At 58.3% G+C, this 19,369-nt stretch carries 22 protein-coding genes and 1 pseudogene; 10 read left to right on the top strand and 13 right to left on the bottom strand.

The window, feature by feature from the left end; genetic code table 11:
- Nucleotide 1: 1 nt before the first annotated feature.
- From AC3IX4_RS05860 to AC3IX4_RS05845, 4 genes are all read right to left on the bottom strand, one after another.
- The gene (locus AC3IX4_RS05860; RefSeq protein ID WP_489259663.1) at nt 2-694 is read right to left on the bottom strand and encodes a fimbria/pilus chaperone family protein; all 693 of its coding nucleotides are present in this window, start codon (nt 692-694) and stop codon (nt 2-4) included.
- 183 nt (nt 695-877) lie between these two features.
- Entirely contained in the window at nt 878-1,543 is a 666-nt protein-coding gene (locus tag AC3IX4_RS05855) for a DUF1120 domain-containing protein (protein ID WP_489259662.1), read from the bottom strand.
- Nucleotides 1,544-1,610: 67 nt separating this feature from the next.
- Nucleotides 1,611-2,273 (bottom strand): DUF1120 domain-containing protein, encoded by a 663-nt coding sequence (locus AC3IX4_RS05850; protein WP_489259661.1) that lies wholly within the window; start codon nt 2,271-2,273, stop codon nt 1,611-1,613.
- Nucleotides 2,274-2,304: 31 nt separating this feature from the next.
- The gene (locus tag AC3IX4_RS05845; protein ID WP_489261218.1) at nt 2,305-2,826 is read right to left on the bottom strand and encodes a DUF1120 domain-containing protein; all 522 of its coding nucleotides are present in this window, start codon (nt 2,824-2,826) and stop codon (nt 2,305-2,307) included.
- On the opposite strand from AC3IX4_RS05845, the gene AC3IX4_RS05840 reads away from it, so the two are divergent.
- Nucleotides 2,758-2,937 carry a hypothetical protein gene (locus AC3IX4_RS05840; RefSeq protein WP_489261396.1) on the top strand — a complete coding sequence of 60 codons (180 nt, stop codon included), beginning with the start codon at nt 2,758-2,760 and terminating at the stop codon, nt 2,935-2,937. The genes AC3IX4_RS05845 and AC3IX4_RS05840 overlap by 69 nt on opposite strands.
- Before the next feature lie 212 nt (nt 2,938-3,149).
- Here the strand turns inward: AC3IX4_RS05840 and AC3IX4_RS05835 are convergent, their stop codons facing one another.
- Nucleotides 3,150-3,779 (bottom strand): DUF1120 domain-containing protein, encoded by a 630-nt coding sequence (locus AC3IX4_RS05835; protein ID WP_489259660.1) that lies wholly within the window; start codon nt 3,777-3,779, stop codon nt 3,150-3,152.
- Between the two features lie 295 nt (nt 3,780-4,074).
- Between AC3IX4_RS05835 and dapE the strand changes: the two genes are divergently transcribed.
- Genes dapE through AC3IX4_RS05820 form a run of 3 tightly spaced genes read left to right on the top strand, consistent with a single transcriptional unit; the run spans nt 4,075 to nt 6,452 of the window.
- On the top strand, nt 4,075-5,226 hold the full coding sequence (dapE, locus tag AC3IX4_RS05830) for a succinyl-diaminopimelate desuccinylase (RefSeq protein WP_489259659.1): 1,152 nt from the start codon (nt 4,075-4,077) through the stop codon (nt 5,224-5,226).
- Complete coding sequence (locus tag AC3IX4_RS05825; RefSeq protein WP_489259658.1) at nt 5,226-6,035, top strand: putative RNA methyltransferase; 810 nt, start codon at nt 5,226-5,228, stop codon at nt 6,033-6,035. Before dapE ends, AC3IX4_RS05825 begins: the two co-directional genes overlap by 1 nt.
- Nucleotides 6,036-6,074: 39 nt before the next feature.
- Nucleotides 6,075-6,452: a hypothetical protein gene (locus AC3IX4_RS05820; RefSeq protein WP_489259657.1), complete on the top strand. Its 378-nt coding sequence runs from the start codon at nt 6,075-6,077 to the stop codon at nt 6,450-6,452.
- A gap of 219 nt (nt 6,453-6,671) precedes the next feature.
- Here AC3IX4_RS05820 and AC3IX4_RS05815 read toward each other — a convergent pair whose 3' ends face one another.
- The 4 genes from AC3IX4_RS05815 to rpoE form a co-directional block, all read right to left on the bottom strand.
- On the bottom strand, nt 6,672-8,048 hold the full coding sequence (locus tag AC3IX4_RS05815) for a DegQ family serine endoprotease (RefSeq protein WP_489261217.1): 1,377 nt from the start codon (nt 8,046-8,048) through the stop codon (nt 6,672-6,674).
- A 341-nt stretch (nt 8,049-8,389) separates the two neighbouring features.
- On the bottom strand, nt 8,390-9,355 hold the full coding sequence (locus tag AC3IX4_RS05810; protein ID WP_489259656.1) for a MucB/RseB C-terminal domain-containing protein: 966 nt from the start codon (nt 9,353-9,355) through the stop codon (nt 8,390-8,392).
- Between the two features lie 8 nt (nt 9,356-9,363).
- The gene (locus AC3IX4_RS05805; protein ID WP_489259655.1) at nt 9,364-9,954 is read right to left on the bottom strand and encodes a sigma-E factor negative regulatory protein; all 591 of its coding nucleotides are present in this window, start codon (nt 9,952-9,954) and stop codon (nt 9,364-9,366) included.
- A 31-nt stretch (nt 9,955-9,985) separates the two neighbouring features.
- Entirely contained in the window at nt 9,986-10,567 is a 582-nt protein-coding gene (gene rpoE, locus AC3IX4_RS05800; RefSeq protein ID WP_489259654.1) for an RNA polymerase sigma factor RpoE/AlgU, read from the bottom strand.
- 522 nt (nt 10,568-11,089) lie between these two features.
- Here rpoE and nadB point away from each other — a divergent pair.
- Nucleotides 11,090-12,706, top strand: a complete 1,617-nt coding sequence (gene nadB, locus AC3IX4_RS05795) for an L-aspartate oxidase (RefSeq protein WP_489259653.1) — start codon at nt 11,090-11,092, stop codon at nt 12,704-12,706.
- On the opposite strand, the gene AC3IX4_RS05790 is transcribed toward nadB, so the two are convergent.
- Both AC3IX4_RS05790 and AC3IX4_RS05785 read right to left on the bottom strand, forming a co-directional pair.
- The gene (locus AC3IX4_RS05790) at nt 12,675-13,127 is read right to left on the bottom strand and encodes a protein YgfX (protein WP_489259652.1); all 453 of its coding nucleotides are present in this window, start codon (nt 13,125-13,127) and stop codon (nt 12,675-12,677) included. The two genes, nadB and AC3IX4_RS05790, sit on opposite strands and share 32 nt — an antisense overlap.
- Nucleotides 13,111-13,365, bottom strand: a complete 255-nt coding sequence (locus tag AC3IX4_RS05785) for an FAD assembly factor SdhE (RefSeq protein ID WP_489259651.1) — start codon at nt 13,363-13,365, stop codon at nt 13,111-13,113. Before AC3IX4_RS05785 ends, AC3IX4_RS05790 begins: the two co-directional genes overlap by 17 nt.
- Nucleotides 13,366-13,507: 142 nt before the next feature.
- Between AC3IX4_RS05785 and ygfZ the strand changes: the two genes are divergently transcribed.
- Nucleotides 13,508-14,449 carry a CAF17-like 4Fe-4S cluster assembly/insertion protein YgfZ gene (gene ygfZ / locus AC3IX4_RS05780; RefSeq protein WP_489259650.1) on the top strand — a complete coding sequence of 314 codons (942 nt, stop codon included), beginning with the start codon at nt 13,508-13,510 and terminating at the stop codon, nt 14,447-14,449.
- Here ygfZ and AC3IX4_RS05775 read toward each other — a convergent pair.
- A pseudogene (locus tag AC3IX4_RS05775) lies at nt 14,446-15,399 on the bottom strand (DUF4158 domain-containing protein); the annotation flags it as partial. The gene ygfZ and the pseudogene AC3IX4_RS05775 overlap by 4 nt on opposite strands.
- A 159-nt stretch (nt 15,400-15,558) precedes the next feature.
- On the opposite strand from AC3IX4_RS05775, the gene AC3IX4_RS05770 reads away from it, so the two are divergent.
- From AC3IX4_RS05770 to AC3IX4_RS05760, 3 genes are read left to right on the top strand one after another with little or no spacing between them, the layout of a single operon-like run.
- The gene (locus tag AC3IX4_RS05770) at nt 15,559-15,849 is read left to right on the top strand and encodes a nucleotidyltransferase family protein (RefSeq protein ID WP_153438977.1); all 291 of its coding nucleotides are present in this window, start codon (nt 15,559-15,561) and stop codon (nt 15,847-15,849) included.
- The gene (locus AC3IX4_RS05765; protein WP_489259649.1) at nt 15,846-16,235 is read left to right on the top strand and encodes a HepT-like ribonuclease domain-containing protein; all 390 of its coding nucleotides are present in this window, start codon (nt 15,846-15,848) and stop codon (nt 16,233-16,235) included. The genes AC3IX4_RS05770 and AC3IX4_RS05765 overlap by 4 nt, the downstream gene beginning before the upstream one ends.
- Nucleotides 16,229-16,786, top strand: coding sequence for a recombinase family protein (locus AC3IX4_RS05760; RefSeq protein WP_489259648.1), 558 nt, complete (start codon nt 16,229-16,231; stop codon nt 16,784-16,786). The genes AC3IX4_RS05765 and AC3IX4_RS05760 overlap by 7 nt, the downstream gene beginning before the upstream one ends.
- A gap of 6 nt (nt 16,787-16,792) precedes the next feature.
- Here the strand turns inward: AC3IX4_RS05760 and AC3IX4_RS05755 are convergent, their stop codons facing one another.
- Nucleotides 16,793-17,014, bottom strand: a complete 222-nt coding sequence (locus tag AC3IX4_RS05755; RefSeq protein ID WP_489259647.1) for a PAS domain-containing protein — start codon at nt 17,012-17,014, stop codon at nt 16,793-16,795.
- 675 nt (nt 17,015-17,689) lie between these two features.
- Between AC3IX4_RS05755 and AC3IX4_RS05750 the strand changes: the two genes are divergently transcribed.
- Nucleotides 17,690-19,363 (top strand): long-chain fatty acid--CoA ligase, encoded by a 1,674-nt coding sequence (locus tag AC3IX4_RS05750; RefSeq protein ID WP_489259646.1) that lies wholly within the window; start codon nt 17,690-17,692, stop codon nt 19,361-19,363.
- Nucleotides 19,364-19,369 lie beyond the last annotated feature (6 nt).

Below are 19,369 nucleotides of genomic sequence, written 5' to 3'. Positions count from 1 at the left end.
ATCAGGAGCCAATCGCACGCAAGGGTGACTCATACGCATCCACGGCAAAACCGTAGACAGTGGCGGGGAACAGCTTCACCGAAGTCGGCGCTGTACTTCCAGAACCTTCGACCGGCACCGTGAGGGTATCGCCCGGCAATACATAGCTGCGCGGCAAGCGCGCCGACTGTTGGCCAGGCAGTAGTTTCAGCTCCTGTGCCAAACGCACGACATAGGCGGTCTCATTGCGCACCGTCAGTTGATCGTTCGCCAGCGACCACTGCAGACCCGTCCAGGGTTCACGATTGGGGGCCAAACCCTTGGGGTGAATGATGACTGGCAGGTTTTGCCGCACACTCACACCGACCCGCGCATGCCCCTCCTGGGCCGCTTGGGAGGACTGCGGGATACCTTCAAAAATGACCCGCTTGAGCCTTTGCGTTTGTAACGGCTTTTCGCTGCGCAGTATGAAGCGAACCAATTGCTCTTTACCGGCTTCTACCCGCCAAACCGGCTGGGTCAGAAACAACAAGGGCTCGGTATCTTCGGGCACATCTTGCAAGGTCACATGTAATAGAGCGGTGCTGGCATCGCTATTGCGAACCTTGATCGATGCCTCGCCGTCAGCTTCCTTGACAATGACCACCGAAGTCTCGGGGATCATGCCGTCGGCGGAACTGGACATCGCCGTCAATAGCGAAAGCAAACCCGCCATTAATGAGAGCCTATGGCTCAAACGCCAACATGGGTGTAAAAAGGACATGACAAAACTCCGCGCACGACTTCACGCACTCGTTAAAGAGTGGCAATAAAATCATCAACTACTGAAGCATTAAATAAAGCGGGCAACGCCCTTCAAGAGGGACCGGTCTGTTGACCATCCCGGCCCGTTCGCAACTTACAAGTAAACCACTTCGATGGTCGCTGCCCCGTCGATCGCGATATCGTTATTCACCGTCAAGTCTTTAGACGGTGCAATATAAAGATCAACGATCAACTGGGTTGAAAAGGAACTGATGGCCACAGGTTCCGTGCCGCCTGTCTGGGTATAACCGCTCAGGACCCCTTGACTCAGGATATTGCCTGCCAGCCCAATTTCCGGGCCATTGTTGAAGTCCCCACCCTGCCAACTGACACCGTTATCAAACGACCACAGCGAACGGACAGTCGTGCTGCTATCGGCCATGTAGCTGGACACTGGGGTTCGCAGCGTGTACTGACCGACCTTCTCGGTGCCGTTCAAGCCCAGCCCGAACGCATTTGGGGTATCGGAAATGACGCCTTCGAGTCGACCATCAATACCGCGCAACGCAAATCGAGTGGGTCCGTTGCACGCCACGCTCAATGGTTGAGCCGTGGAAATAAACCGAGTTTCGCTATTCTCATTAAGGTCTTGTGCGGCAATGGTGCCAAATTCGAAAGTGCCTCCGCCCCCCAGTGAAGGCGTACACGCGGCTGGCGTAATCGTTCCCGTCACCGTGACGTCTGTTGTGGAAGCCGCAAAAGCCGACGGAGCGACAGCCGTCATAACACCCATGAATAAAAACAAGGAAGTGCGATTCATATCAACGTATCCATCATTAAGTTAGTTATTGCAATCATCCCAAGGGGCAGCCCATAGAATCGTTTTATTACAAGTACTTCACTTCTATTACCGCGGAACCATCAATAGCGACTTCATCGGTCAGGCTCAATTCCTGGGCCGGTGCAATATGCGCCGAGATGCGCAGCAGGCTTGTCAGGCGAGTCACCGCATCAGGGCCTAGGGTATGTCCAGTGTTAAAACTGAATCCCACCCATTCAAGGGGCGAGAGTGGGTGAACGGCATCCGCCGTATTACTCCATGTCAGGCCTTGGTCCAGGGTGTAGGTGGCGAAGGCCGTTGCGTCATCGATCTGAGTATTGAAGGGTTCAATGTCCAACAAGTAATGGCCAAGCTTCTCTTCACCTGACATCCCCAGGCCATGCGCCCGATAGGCGGCCCTTGCACTGCGTCCAGTCGGCACGGTGGCCGAGCCTTCCCGATTGTCGATCGAGCGCAGGGCAAAGCGGGTCGGCCCATCGCAGTTGACCGTCAGTGCCAGTGTTTTCTCTGGCATAGGCGTATGTGCCCCCTCATCCAGGTCATGAGAGGCGATTCGGCCAAAATCGATGACACCCACTCCACCCAGGGCCGGGCGGCAGGCCGAGGGTGTCAGGGTGCCGGTCACAGTGACGTCGGTAGTCGATTGCGCGAACGCCGTCGGCACGGCCGACAGTGCGGTGGCGGCGATGAGCAAGGCAGAATACTTCATCAAAAAAGCTCCTATGTATCGGCATGTGCGATTACAGGTAGACGACTTCCAACGTGGCAGCGCCGTCGATCTTGACTTCATCGGTCAGGGTCAAGTCGTTGGCTGGCGCGATGGCCATTCTTACGACCAGGTCAGTGGTCAACGTTTGGAATGCGCCGGGCTCGCTGGCGCCAACACTCCCCACGGCGGTCAGGTTTGGGCCGGTGGTATTGAAGAGAAAGGACGAGTTACCCTGCACGTTCAACCAAGAGTCGCCGCCGTTGAATGACTCCAGTACATCGACGGCTACATCGCCATCTGCGAAGTAGCGTTGTGTCAGCAATTGATAACTGCCAATGCGCTCAACACCGCTCAAGCCAAGGCCGAAGTTGGTGCGGCTGACCGTGGGTTGAGTGCCTGCCCGCCCATCGATGGCGCGTAGCGCGAATCGTGTCGGTGCGTTACACGCCACGTTCAGCTGTTTTGTTGGCGACACGAACCCTGTGTGCTCATTCTGGTTAAGGTCCTGCGCCGCGATCTTTCCAAAATTAAATTCGCCTCCACCGCTGAGCATCGGGGTACACGCCGCTGGCGTAATGACGCCGGTGACTGTGATGTCAGTCGTGGACTGAGCCATTGCAAATGGCGCAACGGCGAACAGGGCAGCGAAAGTAAAATGGCGTGAATATCTCATTGCGATTCATTCCTGTAGGGAGTGGGTTGCTTTCGTAACCTTTGCCTTCCAAGGCATGGCGCAATGGTAGAGGTAGCCTCAAGCGCGTTTCGAGGCTCCATTTCCCAAAGAAATTCAGAAATTTCCGAAGCGCGCCGGGAAATTTCCTAAGCAGAAAAACGTGGGGCGAGAAAGATCGACCGGCGTACCGGCCGAACTCTGGCTTACAGGTAAACGACCTCAATCGTGGACGCGCCGTCGATCTGGATGTCGTCGGTTACCGTAGAACCGTCAACAGCAAGAACAGCACGCAGATTTATGTTCGCTGACAATCTGCCAATCGCCGCTGGCTCAAGCTCTCCGGCCAACCCCACGCCAATGAGCGTGTTAGCGTGAGAAGGATAAATAATGGGTGAGGACCAGCCTGCGCTCCACGAAGCACCGCTGTCTGTCGAGTGCAGAGTGTTAACCGCAGAGTTGCCATCGGCGAGGGAGTCAATCAACGTCAGTACGTAGAAGCCGATCTTTTCAGCGCCATTGAGACCAAGGCCATAGGCATGACCTGGAAAATATCCTGTTCCTGCCTTGCCATCTATTCCTCGCAGTGCAAAACGGACAGGGGCATCACAGATCACACTGAACACTTTTTGCTGCTCTGGGAGTTGAGTCCCACTCGAACTGACGTCCTGCGCAGAAATCCTTCCCAGATCAAAGTCACCGCCTCCAGCAAGCGAAGGCGTGCAAGCAGCCGGAGTAATAACACCTGTCACTGTTACGTCAGTCGTGGAGGCTGCGAATGTCATGGGCGCTGCAACGGTCAGCAGGCCCAATGCCAGCAGGCGAGTCAATTTCATGTAGCTGTTTTCCTTCAGGTCAGTGAATCGTGTAGATCGATCAATTGGAGCCGCAGAAAGGGTTCAAGCGGCTACTCTCCAAGTCGAGGCGCAAGAATAGGGACGGCTCGATCGCGCGACGACGCATCATTTCCCAAATTTTCTGAGAAATTTCCCAAGCTTGTCAGGAATACTCCGAAGCCTCTGGAACCCCTCTCTTCTTCTCCCACGACTTGACCATCGACCTGCATCCCTTCACAGGTTTTGCTTTAAACTGTCGCCCTTTGCCCGCCTTGCCCTGCACTCGGAGTTTTCCATGACGGCCCCAGCCGACCTCTCGCCTACCCTTCAACTGGCCTGCGACCTGATCCGTCGCCCCTCGGTCACGCCAATCGACGCCGACTGCCAGAAACTGATGATGCAGCGCCTGGGCGATGCCGGTTTTGCGCTGGAACCGATGCGCATCGAAGACGTCGATAACTTCTGGGCCACCCACGGCACCCAGGACGGGCCTGTACTGTGTTTTGCCGGCCACACCGACGTGGTGCCCACCGGCCCGGTCCAGGCTTGGCACAACGATCCATTCGATGCATTGATCGACGAACACGGCATGCTTTGCGGGCGTGGCGCTGCTGACATGAAGGGCAGCCTGGCCGCGATGCTGGTGGCTGCCGAGCGCTTTGTGGCGGACTACCCGGACCACAAGGGCAAGGTGACGTTCCTGATCACCAGCGATGAAGAAGGCCCGGCGCACCACGGCACTAAAGCGGTGGTCGAACGCCTGGCCGCACGCAACGAGCGCCTGGACTGGTGCATCGTCGGCGAACCCTCGAGCACCTCCTTGGTCGGTGATGTGGTCAAGAACGGTCGCCGTGGCTCCCTCGGCGCCAAGCTGACGGTGCGCGGCGTGCAGGGCCATGTGGCATATCCGCACCTGGCCAAGAACCCGATCCATCTGGCCGCCCCCGCCCTGGCAGAACTCGCGGACGAGCATTGGGACCATGGCAATGCCTTCTTTCCGCCGACCAGCTTCCAGATCTCCAACGTCAACGCCGGTACCGGCGCGACCAACGTGATCGCAGGCGAGTTGGTGGCGTTGTTCAACTTCCGGTTTTCCACCGAATCCACCGTTGAAGGCCTGCAACAGCGGGTGGCGGCGATCCTCGACAAACACGGCCTGGACTGGCACATCGACTGGGCCTTGTCGGGGCTGCCTTTTCTGACCGAACCGGGCGCATTGCTTGACGCCGTGTCGGCCAGCATCAAGCAGATCACGGGCCGCGAAACCCAGGCCTCGACCACGGGCGGCACATCCGACGGCCGCTTTATCGCCACCTTGGGCACCCAGGTGGTTGAACTGGGCCCGGTCAACGCCACCATTCACCAGGTCAACGAACGCGTATTGGCCAGCGACCTGGATGTGCTGACCGAAATCTACTACCACACCCTGATCAAGCTGCTCGCCTGATGCTCACCTGCCCGATTTGCAGCGCCGCGCTCGCGGCGCAGGACAATGGTGTCGCCTGCCCCGCCGGCCACCGCTTCGACCGTGCCCGCCAGGGTTACCTGAACCTGCTGCCGGTACAGCACAAGAACAGCCGCGACCCGGGCGACAACCAGGCCATGGTCGAAGCCCGCCGCGACTTTCTCAACGCCGGCCATTACGCGCCAGTCGCTCGCCGCCTGGCGGAACTTGCCGCTGAACGCGCGCCCGCACAATGGCTGGATATCGGCTGCGGTGAAGGCTATTACACCGCCCAGATCGCCGATGCCCTGCCCCAAGCCCAAGGCTACGCGCTGGATATCTCCCGCGAGGCGGTCAAGCGTGCCTGCCGACGTAACCCGGCAGTGACGTGGCTGGTGGCAAGCATGGCGCGTATTCCATTGGCCGATGCCAGCTGTCAGTTCCTGGCCAGCGTCTTCAGCCCACTGGACTGGACTGAAGCCAAGCGCGTGCTCAGCCCCGGTGGCGGCCTGATGCGGGTTGGCCCAACCAGCGAGCATCTGATGGAACTGCGCCAGAGTCTCTATGACGAAGTGCGCGACTATGTCGATGACAAGCACCTGGCTCAGGTCCCGGACGGCATGCAGCATGTGCACAGCGAGACCTTGCGTTTCACCTTGAGCCTGGCCGACAGCAAGGCCCGCGCCGATCTGCTAGCGATGACCCCTCATGGCTGGCGCGCAAGCGCCGAACGCCGGGCACGGGTCATCGAGCAAGCCGAACCCTTCGAGGTCACGGTCTCGATGCGTTACGATTATTTTGTTTTGCAATAATCCGCGAATGGATTGTTTAACCACCCTGTGAGGATGTCCATGCGCCAACCCGATATCGAGATTTACCTAAAAGACGCTGACGTCGACCATAAGGCCATTGCTGCCTGGCTCGGCAGCGCCCTGGGCCCCTGCTCGGAGTGGACGCAAAAGGGTCAAACCTGGAAATGCACGGCAGGCAGCATTCCTGTGACCTGGCTACCCAAGGCTGTGGGCAAATGGAACAGCCTGTACCTGGAAAGCGACCAGACACCTTGGGAAGACGACATCGGCTGCGCCCGTGCAGCCTTCGCCGCCCTGAACGTAGAAGTACGCTGCGCGCCGGGAAGCTGGGTTGAAGAGGAAGGCGAAGCAGATGCCGATCGCTGGGTCCGGATCAGCGCCGATGGCGAAGAAGAAATCACCTGGCGCACAGTGTAGGAGCAAGCGGTTCGGCGCTCCGACTTGCCTGCGATGGCGTCGCCGCGGTACTCAGTCAGACCGCGGCGCATTCATCGCAGGCAAGCCTGGCTCCTACACAGGTCGAGGTAGGAGCAGGGTTTACCCGCGATGAATGCACCGCGGTCTGACTGAGTACCGCGGCGACGCCATCGCAGTGGTCCGGCATTCCGGTAAACCTGGCTCCTACAGGACCCCGGTTTATTCAGCCAGCTTGAAGGTGATGAAGCTTGCACGGCCCTGGCGCAAGACGCGCATGGAGACCGACCGGTTTTTCGGCAGTTCCTTGGCGACTTCGGTGAAGCTCTTGGCCGAGAGGATCGCCTGGTTGTTCAGGTGGGTGATCACGTCGCCCGGCTGCAGGCCGATCAGCGCCGCCGGGCCGTCCTGCACTTCCTTGATGACGACACCGCCCGTGAGGTCCAGGGATTTCTTCTGCTCGCCGGTCAAGTCAGTCACCGAAACGCCCAGCCGGTTGCTGCTGCGCTCTGCGCCGCCCTTGATGGTGGCGACCACTTCCTGATCATCGTCCGGCATTGCACCTACGGTGACATCCAGGGTCTTGCGCTTGCCTTCACGGATCACTTCCAGGCTGGCCTTGGCGCCATCCTTGAGGGTGCCAACCAAGTGCGGCAGGTCGGCGGACATGATGATCGGCTGACCGTTCATGCTCAGGATCACGTCACCCACCTGCAGGCCACCCTTGGCTGCCGGGCCGTCTTCAAGCACTTGGGCAACCAGTGCACCGGCCGGCTTGTCCAGGCCGAAGGATTCAGCCAGGTCCTTGTTGACCTCCTGAATCACGACGCCCAGCCAGCCGCGGCTGACCTTGCCGTCTTTTTTCAACTGATTGGAGACATCCAGCGCCACGTCGATCGGGATCGCGAAAGACAGCCCCATGAAGCCACCGGAGCGAGTGAAGATCTGCGAGTTGATCCCCACGACTTCGCCATTCATGTTGAACAGCGGGCCACCGGAGTTGCCCGGGTTGATCGCCACGTCAGTCTGGATAAAGGGCACATAAGTGTCATTGGGCAGGGTCCGGCCCTTGGCGCTGACGATGCCTTTGGTCACCGAATGGTCGAAGCCGAACGGCGAGCCGATGGCCAGCACCCACTCACCCACTTTCAGCTTGCTGGAGTCGCCCAGCTTGACGATCGGCAGGTCCTTGCCTTCGATCTTCAGCAGTGCCACGTCAGTACGCGGATCAGTACCCACCAGTTTGGCTTGCAGCTCGCTACGGTCCGACAGGCGAACGACGATTTCATCGGCGCCTTCGATCACGTGATTGTTAGTCAGCACATAGCCGTCGGCAGAGATGATAAAACCCGACCCCAGCGACTGGGCTTCACGCTGACGATCACCACGCGGGGTGCGCGGCTGCTGTGGCATGTTGCGTTCGAAGAACTCGCGGATACCCGGCGGCAAACCCTCCAGGTCTGGCATCTGCGCCGAGGCTCTACGCTCCGGCAGCTTCTGGCTCGTACTGATGTTCACCACCGCTGGCGAGGCTTGCTCGACTAGCGTCGTGAAGTCAGGCAAGGCTTCAGCCTGGGCCGTGACCGTCTGGCCGAGCATGAGCACGGCGGCGAACAGTGTTAAGTAGGATTTCAAGCGTGGTATTGACATACGGCTCCCGTCAAAACGAGCGTGGTTAAGCATTAGGGCCCTGCAAACGCAAAAAACCCGGACCCACCCTGAAGGCTGAGACCAGGTTCTGCGTATCGGCTTTTATGTTGCTGTCACAAGCAAGCAAGGCCAGACCCTGGGGGATCTGACCTATAGAAAAATTTCCGGCATTTTGCAACCTGCAATGCTCACCAATCATGTCTGTCTCTCAGATTCGCGAGGGACATGTATCACCTCGCGTCAGCCAGTCCCTTGATCGAGCAGTCATTACAGTCATTGCATGCATTCACTCATTTGCTGGCCTGGGCATCCTGGGCGCGCATGGACAGCGCGATCCGCTCGGCAGTACCGATCGGTATTTCACCCACCACCGTCACCATGACTTCACCTTTAGGCGTAGTCAACCTGCGCGAAACAGCAACCGTTGGGCCGAGCTGGGTACGCGTGTCAGTGGCTCCGCCACCGCTCAATGGTTCCAGGAATACCGAAAACCGAGCCAGGCCATCGTCATACATAAGGCTGGTGACAGTGCTTTTGGTCCGTGCATCTTGCCGCACGGCACTACTGATCAGCTCAAAACCTGGTGGCAACCAGTCAGAACGCCAGTTGACCGCTGTATTCTCGGCCGATGCAGCAGACGGATTGACAGGCTTGCAGTTGGCGCTTGGGCGAATCTGCCCGGCTGACGGCGCATCGGCAGTGTCCAGGCGGGTGAACTGGAAGCGTTCGAGTAACTGACCTTTGTCGTTGAGCAGCAGGGACTTGAGTGGAAGGCCCGTCTCGCGGTCCAGGTGCAACTCGACGCCAAAACGATGCTGGTCACGCGGGGCCAAAGTGATAATGACTGCCTTGCGACCGGCGACGCGTGACTCGCCGACAATGCCGATGTTGTACCAACTCATCAGCTTGAGCGGGTCCATGACCCGCTTGGAGGTGTTGGACGTACTTCCCACCCCTGCCACCAGAGCCCCGCTCACGCATTGGGTCTGCCCATCCACGCGCACGACTTCCTGGGCAGAGCCATCAAGCTGCAACAGCCGCTCGCTGACCTTGCCGTCCTGGACCAGATGCCAGATATCATGGGTGGAAAAGCTGCCGTTACGCTCGTAAACGAAAGAGCCCTGGAAACTCTGCTGTTGCTCGGCCTGCGCCAGACGGTTGAGCCAGTCTGTCGCCTCGGTCGATGATGGAGCGGCAAAGGCCGGCAAAGCCAAACATCCACCGAGCAATAGCGTGATGAGGGGTATGGCGCGCATGATCCTCCTTAACGGTTTTCCAGGCTAGCCGCACGGGCATAAGGCAGAGCGCTTTCGGTTCCCTTCAGGGCTGCTTCCTGGGCGTGCTGACGCAAGTAGCCTGGCAAACGCTGGTCGTGCCAACCGGGCTGGCCTTGCAGTACGCCACTGGCCATAGGGCCCGTCGCTTGCTCGGAGCTTTCACTATAGCCTGCCAAAACGGCCGGGCCTTGAACTTGTGGCGCAACCAGGCCCTGTTGAGGCTGTTGTGCGGCCAATTCAACGCCGGACATTTCGTCCTGATTGTACATACGCACCCCCGCCAGCACGGCAACCGTGACGGACGCAGCAACTGCCAGGCGTCCAAGGCTACGCCATGGGCCACGGGAGGCCTTGACCGGGGTGACCTCATCGGCCAGTGCGGCAGACACTGCGGCGGCGATATCCAGGCGCGGCACCAGCAGGTCCTTGTGCATCACGGCGCGCGCCACTTGATAGCGTGACCAGGTAGCACGTGTCTCGGCGTCGTCCAGGGCATTCAAGACCCGACGCAATTCCAATTCGTCCGCTTCGTTATCCATCACCGCGGACAGCGATTCCTGCAAAGCTTCACGACTCATGGCGGTTCCTCTCTTGGCTGTCGCCGCTGTCTCAGGACTCCTGCAACAACGGCTGCAGGGCTTTATCGATGGCCTCCCGGGCGCGGAAAATCCGAGAGCGCACGGTACCCACCGGACACTGCATGACGCTCGCAATGTCCTCATAACTCAGACCATCAAATTCCCGTAAAGTTAACGCCGTACGCAAATCTTCTGGCAGTTGCTGGATGGTTCGATGGACAGTGCCTTCGATCTCATCACGGAGCAATGCACGCTCCGGTGATTCGAGATCCTTGAGGCCATGATCGCCGTCGTAGAACTCTGCATCTTCGGAACTCACATCACTATCCGGTGGCCGCCGTCCGCGGGACACCAGGTAGTTTTTCGCCGTATTGATGGCGATACGGTACAGCCACGTATAAAACGCGCTGTCACCGCGAAAATTGCCAAGCGCACGGTAGGCCTTGATGAATGCTTCTTGTGCCACGTCCTGTGCTTCATGGGCGTCGTGCACGAATCGCACGATCAACCCGAGAATCTTGTGCTGATACTTCAGCACCAACAGATCGAACGCTCGCTTGTCGCCGCGCTGCACGCGCTCGACAAGCTGCTGATCCTCTTCCTGGGTTAGCATGAACACTCCTCGTTAAGCGGGAAGGAGCGCTGCAAAAGCCATCGATCAGGCTTGCAAACATAGACTCGGGCTTTTCGCAAAAGTTCTCCCCTCCAGCAAGTTTCCTGCAGGCACTTCGTCGGGCTCTGCACGAAAAACGCAGCGCGATCAAAGCCGGCTGTGTCAATAATCCGGTCATCGAAACCAGGCACCCCCGTGGGGACTCGCCTCGATGCTGTTTTCCCTTATGACGGGCAACCTGCTATGGATTACCGGGCGCCTGTGAAAGTTCCCGGTGGTGGCCGCCACAACCCGTATTTATGGGTCAAAACCGGTGTTTGAGCGGCCAGACAGGACAAAAGACAACGGTGGACGTGGCGAAGCCTGCGGCACCACTGCTATAAAGACCGCCCTGTACCCGTTCACGATAGTTTCACATTGCCATAAGTGCCCGACTATTGTGCCGATCCCCCCCTCTATATACTAGTGGGGCCGGCCCCATCAGCCCGGCACCTTTCAAGTTGTTTTGCGTGGAATCCAGACATGAGCCAGCAGTTTCAACATGACGTTCTTGTGATTGGCAGCGGCGCCGCAGGCTTGAGCCTGGCCCTGACATTACCGGGACATTTGCGCATCGCGGTATTGAGCAAGGGTGACCTGGCCAATGGCTCGACGTTCTGGGCCCAGGGCGGCGTTGCCGCGGTGCTCGACGACACCGACACGGTGCAGTCCCATGTTGAAGATACGCTCAATGCCGGTGGCGGCCTGTGCCATGAAGACGCTGTGCGCTTTACGGTCGAGCATAGCCGCGAGTCGATCCAGTGGCTGATCGATCAGGGTGTCCCCTTCACTCGCGATGAGCACGCCAATGTCGAAGAAGGTAACTTCGAGTTCCACCTGACGCGCGAAGGCGGGCACAGCCATCGACGGATCATTCACGCTGCCGACGCGACCGGGGCGGCGATTTTCACCACGCTATTGGCCCAGGCTCGCTTGCGCCCCAATATCGAACTGCTGGAGCAACGGGTAGCGGTCGACCTGATCACCGAGCGCCGCCTGGGGTTGGACGGAGATCGCTGCCTGGGCGCCTATGTGCTCAACCGCCGCAGCGGCGAAGTCGACACTTATGGGGCCCGTTTCACGGTGCTTGCCACCGGTGGCGCGGCCAAGGTCTACCTCTACACCAGCAACCCGGACGGCGCCTGCGGTGATGGCATTGCCATGGCCTGGCGAGCCGGTTGCCGAGTCGCCAACCTGGAGTTCAACCAGTTTCACCCGACCTGCCTGTATCACCCCCAGGCCAAGAGTTTCTTGGTGACTGAAGCGCTGCGTGGCGAAGGTGCCCTGCTCAAGCTGCCCAATGGCGAACGGTTCATGCCGCGTTTCGACCCACGCGCTGAACTGGCCCCGCGCGATATCGTGGCTCGGGCAATCGACCACGAAATGAAGCGCCTAGGCGTGGATTGCGTCTACCTGGACATCAGCCACAAGCCCGAAGCCTTCGTCAAAAGCCATTTCCCGACGGTGTACGAGCGCTGCCTGGAGTTCGGCATCGATATCACCCGCCAGGCCATTCCCGTGGTACCCGCGGCTCATTACACCTGCGGCGGCGTGATGGTCGACGAACAAGGCCACACCGATGTACCAGGCCTCTATGCCATCGGCGAAACCACCTTCACCGGCCTGCACGGTGCCAACCGGATGGCCAGCAACTCATTGCTGGAATGCTTCGTATACGGACGCTCGGCCGCCGACGACATCATCGCCAAGCTCGATGCGGTGAAGGTCCCGGACCCATTGCCCTGCTGGGACGCAAGCCAGGTGACCGATTCGGACGAAGACGTGATCATCGCGCACAACTGGGATGAGCTGCGACGTTTCATGTGGGACTACGTGGGGATCGTGCGAACCAACAAGCGCCTGCAACGTGCCGAGCACCGGGTTCGCCTGCTGCTCGATGAGATCGACGAGTTCTACAGCAACTACAAGGTCAGCCGTGACCTGATCGAGCTGCGCAACCTGGCCCAGGTCGCCGAACTGATGATCCACTCGGCCATGAGCCGCAAGGAAAGCCGCGGGTTGCACTACACGCTCGACTACCCGGACATGCTGCCCGAGGCGTTGGACACTATTCTGGTGCCGCCCACCTACGCCGGCTGAACTTGAGCCGCAAGCGCAGGCGCCGGTGCTGCACCGGCTCCAGCGCATCCTGCAAAATGCAGGCGGTTCGCGTCCCGCGTTGGCCGGGGCGGCGGTAGCGCAGCAGCACCAACCCGGGCAGCGCCATGCTATCGGGTCGTAACTGCACTGCTTGCCAGCCACCGGCGCGCGTCCACAGATACCAATGATTGGCGTCGCGGCGCAGGCCGCTGACCGCATGGGCGCTGGTCAACAACAGGTGACGTGGCAAGACCCACAGAGCGTGGGCCAGACAGGCTGCGATACCGATCAGGCTCAGCCAGACCGGCACCGCCAGCATCAACAGGGCGAACAGTGCCAGGCATTGCGCCAGCACATAAGCCACCAGCAAACGCCTTGAGCGCTGCCAGCGGCAGGTAAAGCCTTCACTTGGGCTGGACACGATCCAGGATCATCCGAACCATGCGCTGCAGTTCTGGGTCTTCGGACTCTGCACGCTCCATGAACCAGCCAAACATATCCTGGTCTTCACAGGTCAACAGCTTGCGATAGCACTCGCGATCCACGTCGTTCAAGTGCGGGTAGACTTCCTTCACAAAAGGTACCAGCAGCACGTCCAGCTCCAGCATGCCGCGGCGGCTATGCCAGTAGAGCCGGTTGAGTTCAACATCTTCGACCATGGAGCTCTCCTCAAATAGGCCGCACAGTATACAGAGCCAAGCCTTGGGCAGCACTTCTCCGTTGGTCCAAAAAGTTACTGCCTACCTATTTTCCGTCGAGCGCTCTATCATGAGCACCAGTCTTTTTACCTTGCGATGAACCATGGCCGACTCAGCTTTTTTCTGCACGCTCTCCCACGAAGGCATCCTTGCCGTCCGCGGTTCCGACGCCAGCAAATTCCTGCAAGGCCAGTTGACCTGCAACCTCAATTACGTCAATGAAACCACTGCCAGCCTGGGCGCACGCTGCACCCAGAAGGGCCGCATGCAGTCCAGTTTCCGACTGGTGCTGCAGGGCGATGGTTGCCTGTTGGCGATGGCCCGTGAACTGGTCGAGCCGCAGTTGCTGGACCTGAAAAAGTACGCGGTTTTTTCCAAGTCCAAGTTGACTGACGAGAGTGCGGCCTGGGTGCGCCTGGGCCTGAGCCAGGGCGATGCGGCACTGGCCAGCCTGGGCCTCGCGCTGCCTGAACAGGAGCACAGCGTGGCACGGGCCAATGACCTGATTGCCACCCGCGTATCGCCTGGGCGCGCCGAGCTGTGGGCACCCGCCGAGCAAGCCGATGCCATCAAGGCGCAATTGGCCAGCACGCTTGCCGAAGCAGACCTGAACGCCTGGATGCTGGGGCAGATTCGCGCCGGCATCGGCCAGGTCATGGCCCAGACGCGCGAGCTGTTCATCCCGCAAATGCTCAACCTGCAGGCTGTCGGGGGCGTGAGCTTCAAAAAGGGTTGCTACACCGGCCAGGAAATCGTGGCGCGCATGCAATACCTGGGCAAGCTCAAACGCCGCCTGTATCGCCTTGCCCTGCCAGACAACAGCCTGCCGGAGCCTGGAGCCCAGGTGTTTTCGCCGACTCACAACAGCGCGATCGGTGAGGTCTCAATCGCCGCCCATGCCGAGTCTGGCATCGAGCTGTTGGCCGTCTTGCAAGCTGAAGCCGTTGAAGCTGGCATCCTGCACCTGGGCAGCCTGGAGGGTCCGCGCCTGTCCCTGCTGACCCTGCCTTACGAGCTGGATCGCGACCGCGAAATCCAGCGCTGATCATTTTGCTGATGCTTGTTTTTGGCGGTATTGAACAGTTTGCCGATGATTCGGTCGTGCAGGTCAATGATTTCATCGGTAACGGTGGCCATGCCCTCGATGGCTAGCGCTACTAGGGTAGCGTAACGTCGCTGTGGCTCGAACTTGGCCAAGTCAGCAGGCGTCATCTGGCCCCCCTCTCGGGCGATTTTGAGCAAGCGGTTTTGGTGCACCTGACGCTCAATGCCTGCGGGTAGGTCAAGAGCCTGCCAGGCTTTGAGGCGTTCGATGTGTTCAAGCATATGGCGCGAGTTCGGTTTGGCAGGCGACTGGCGCAGCCAAGCCAGCCAAGTCGTCTTGCTGCCCTCTTTGCGCTTGAGCAATTCGTCCAGCCGCCGACGGTGAACGGTTTCCAGAGAGTCGCTCAGTGCAGCGTGAATGCGCCGGTTGGCACGGGTAATCGCTTCGGCGCAAACGCGATCGATGACGTCAGTTGACGGCAACAACACGCCGTTGTGGCGAAGTTGCTGCACCAACTCCGTCGCCAGCACAATGCCTTTATCGGTTTGCCAGGCAAGCTCGTCCAAGCTATGCACCGCTGTCCGATAATGAGTGAGCGTCGTGAAGGGCTGGAAGCCGAACGCTGTTTGCAACTCAACCAGATGTTCACGTCGGGTCTGCTCCCGTTGCCCATAATCCTGCCACGAATCTTGCGAGACCTTGAGTTGGCCAGCTACCAGTTTTATCAGCGGCGCGAAGGGCTCGTCATGCACACCCAGCGTCACACCGGGATAGCGCATATAGCTGAGCTGTATGGCAAATCCAAGCCGGTTAGCTGCGCCTCGCCGCTGTCTGATGATGGCCAAATCAGCATCGCTAAAGGTGTAGAGCCGAATCAACTCATCTTTGGCGTCGGGCAGTGCGAGCAGGCTTTCGCGCTCAGTGGAAGACAGGATCGAACGGCGTGGCATGCAGTTTCCTTCTTCTTGAAAACGAGGGTTTTCGAGAGGCTAAACCAGGACGCGAGTTGCACACGGAAAACCAAGGATCAGTGGTTCTCGAAAATAGTTCTTGAAACACTATTCTCGATCCCCTAGCCTTTCAATGAGTTTCGATAAGGAAAAGCCCCTATGCGCCCTTCACTCGCTCTTGACCTCAAGCGAAGTGCCGTCCGTGAAACGGTAAGCCGCTTTCGCGTGACTAATCCACGTATCTTCGGTTCAGTGCTTCGCGGTACCGACCTGGATGGCAGTGACCTTGATCTACTGGTCGATGCACTACCCGGCACAACACTGTTTGACCTGGGCGGCTTACAAGTCGAATTAGAGTCACTGCTTGGCATCCATGTTGACCTGTTGACCCCCACCGATTTGCCGTCGAAGTTCCGAGGCCAAGTTCTTGCAGAGGCCAAGCCGGTATGAATGAGAATCGCCTGGCTGATTACCTCGGCCACATGCAACAAGCCGCACTGGATGCCTGTGGCTTCATAGAGGGCTTGGATAAAGTCGAGTTCCTTGAAGATAAACGTACCCAGCAAGCCGTCATTATGAGCCTCATCATCATAGGTGAGGCGGCGACAAAGGTAATGGACGGTTACGCCGAGTTCATCCAGGTACACACGCAAGTGCCATGGCGCAGCATGCGTGGGATGCGCAACCGCATTGCTCACGGTTACTTCGAGATCAACCTGGATGTCGTGTGGGAGACGGTTAAAACGGCGTTGCCGGAGTTGTTGACGCAGCTCCCCACTGTTCTCCAGGACGCTGAAGGCAAAAACAACAATCCACCAAGAGACAAGTCATGCTAATCGGCTATGCACGAGTCTCGACGCTGGATCAAAACCTTGAACTACAACGCGAAGCCTTGACCCTGGCGGGATGTCAGAAAATCTTCGAGGACAAGGTAAGTGGTACGCGGGCAGACCGACCTGGACTGGGTAAAGCGCAAGAAATATTGCGTGAGGGTGACACCCTGGTGGTGTGGAAGCTGGATCGCCTGGGGCGTAGCGTCAAACAGTTGGTCGATCTGGTCGGCGAGCTGCACAAACAGGGCGTTCAGTTCAAGAGCCTGACCGACGCCATCGATACCGGTACCCCGTCAGGCCGGTTCTTTTTCCATGTAATGGCCAGCCTCGCTGAAATGGAGCGAGAGCTGGTCGTTGAGCGTACCCGTGCGGGGCTCGACATTGCCCGACAACTTGGCCGTAAAGGTGGCCGCAAGCCCAAGATGACTGAGAGCAAAATCGAGTCTGCCAAAAAACTGCTGGCCAGCGGTGTTCCGCCCAGGGACGTGGCCAAGAACCTCGGTGTGTCTGTTCCCACGCTGTACCGCTGGGTTCCCGCCACTTCGCACGCTTAACGTGCTTTAAATTCCGTTTTCTGAGACGACCGATGCCGCCGTCTGATCAGACGGACCGGTGAGATCTTTTACAGCCGCACCAATCATTCGCGAACGGCTATAGCCCGTCATCTCGGCAAAAGTTTCGTTGGCGTACACATAGCAGCCGTCCTGGATCACGAAGATTCCAGCGATGGATTGTTCGACGATGCCTTTCCAGGGAATGTCGTCGAATTCTTCAGGCGTCAAAGTTGTCGCTCCATGGAAATTACCTCTCGGGTTTCTGCCAACTCATCTTATACCAACCGCACTTGACGCCCCGCTTGTCCGCCAGTCTCAGCTAACCCCTTAATGGGATCGAGGGCATCCTGATAGATCCGTCACGCCCGGTGAAACTCGCGTCATTCCCCCTTGGCTTTGCCTATTGAACGTCGGAGGCAGGCGGAGTGGCGGGCGTATTCATGGAAGACAGCGAGACAATGAAAAGGCAATTGTGACAATGAAAAAAACAAAAACATTTAGTACTAGTAACGGCGTTATCTCTAAGTGGGGGCTGTGCTGCGGCCGAAAAACCCTTGTCGGCGTTGCGCTGCCACTATCCGGAGCCTCACCGCGCCAGAATCGGGATGCACGAGGGGGAAACCTTGGCGCTGGCCCGGCTAGTCAACAGAATCACTTGATCGAATCTACGCGGGCGGCGCGCGCAGTGTATGAGGCCTATTGATGCGCGATGCATCACGCAGCTGCAATCGACTCTGTCCCGTGGGGGCATCCTGATGCCGACCCTGTGAATTTCGCAGTGCGGAATATCATTCCGATAGATTGACGCAGATGAGCAATTTATGAAAATATCATCGAAATATAACAAATGTTTCGCCCTATACGTCGAGTTAGCCCGAGTCAAATCACAATAAGGGTTCTAGAATGTTCAATCGTCATCTGCCTCACTGGCCCAAGGATTTACCACACCACCTAACTCTTCCGGCCACCAGCCTCTTCTGCAACCTGGAAACTTCCGCCAAGCGCTATCCTGACAAGACGGCGATCATCTACTACGACACCCTCATCAGCTATGCCCAGTTGCTCGACGAAGTGGAACGCCTGGCAGGCTACTTACAGTCACAAGGGGTCAAGCGTGGAGACCGAGTTCTGCTCTATATGCAGAATTCTCCTCAATTCATCATCACCTACTATGCTGTGCTGCGCGCCGATGCCATGGTTGTGCCGCTGAACCCCATGAGCCGCGCCGCCGAACTTGAACACTATCTGGACGACACTGAGGCACAGATGTTGGTTTGTGCCCAGGATCTCGTGCCCTTTATCACGCCCCTGATTGGCCGCTTCAAGCTCCGGCAAGTAATTACCACCGCTTACTCCCAGTACCTGCGCAGCAGCACAGACTTGCCTTTGCCGCCAGAGCTAAAAGCCGAAGTTGAAACACCGCTATTGCCTGGCGTGGTTGGCTGGCAGGCCGCGCTCGATTGTGGGCAGCACCCCAGTCCTCATTTGAGTGGCCCGGACGACCATTGCACGATGCCTTACAGCTCCGGCACCACCGGTGTACCCAAGGGTTGCTTGCATACCCATCGTTCCGTGATGGCAACTGCCATTCAGCGTCAGGCTTGGATTCCGCTCAGCAGCGAAGATGTCGTACTCACTACCTTGCCGCTTTTCCACGTTGCCGGAATGCAATCGGCAATGAACGGGCCAATTTTCATCGGCGCCTGCATGGTGATCATGACTCGCTGGAACCGCGAAGTCGCAGCCGAATTGATGCAGCGCTACCGTGTCAGTTGCTGGCCCAATATCGTCACCATGGCGGTGGACTTTCTGACTCAAGACGATCTTGAGCGTTTCGATCTTTCCAGCCTGAAGAGTATCAGCGGCGGTGGCGCAGCCATTCCCGGCCCGATCAAAGAAAAGCTCAAACTGCAGTTCGGGCTGGACTACATCGAGGCTTATGGGTTGTCAGAAACCATGGCCATCACCCATATGAATCCGAAAGCGCGGAGCAAATCGCAATGCCTGGGTATTCCATTGTTCGATGTGGATTCACGGGTGATTGACAGTACCACCGAGAAGGAACTGGAGCCCAATCAGGTAGGGGAAATCGTCTGCCATGGTCCACAATTATTCAAGGGCTATTGGAAGCTTGCTGAAGAAACCGAAAAAGCCTTTATCGAATTGGACGGTAAGCGTTTTCTGCGCACCGGTGACCTCGGTTATTACGACGAAGACGGTTATTTTTTCATGGTCGACCGGATCAAGCGAATGATCAATGCCTCCGGTTACAAGGTCTGGCCTTCCGAGATCGAGAGTCTGATGTATCGACACCCCGCGATAAAGCAGTGCTGCGTCATCTCCTCTCCCGACCCACGCCGAGGGGAAGCAGTGAAGGCTCTGGTGACCCTGCACCCTGAGCAACAAGGCATGAGCGCGGCAACCATCATCGAATGGTGCAAGGGCAACATGGCGGCCTACAAAGTGCCCTCGTCCATCGAGTTCCGCCAGCAGTTGCCGCAGTCGGCCTCAGGCAAACTGCTCTGGCGCCAACTGCAGGACGAAGAATGGTCCAGATGCGCAGCGCAGAACTCGTAAAAGATT

The sequence above is a fragment of the Pseudomonas sp. KH_021 genome (genome assembly GCF_057838865.1).
This window is presented reverse-complemented; position numbering and strand designations above follow the sequence as displayed.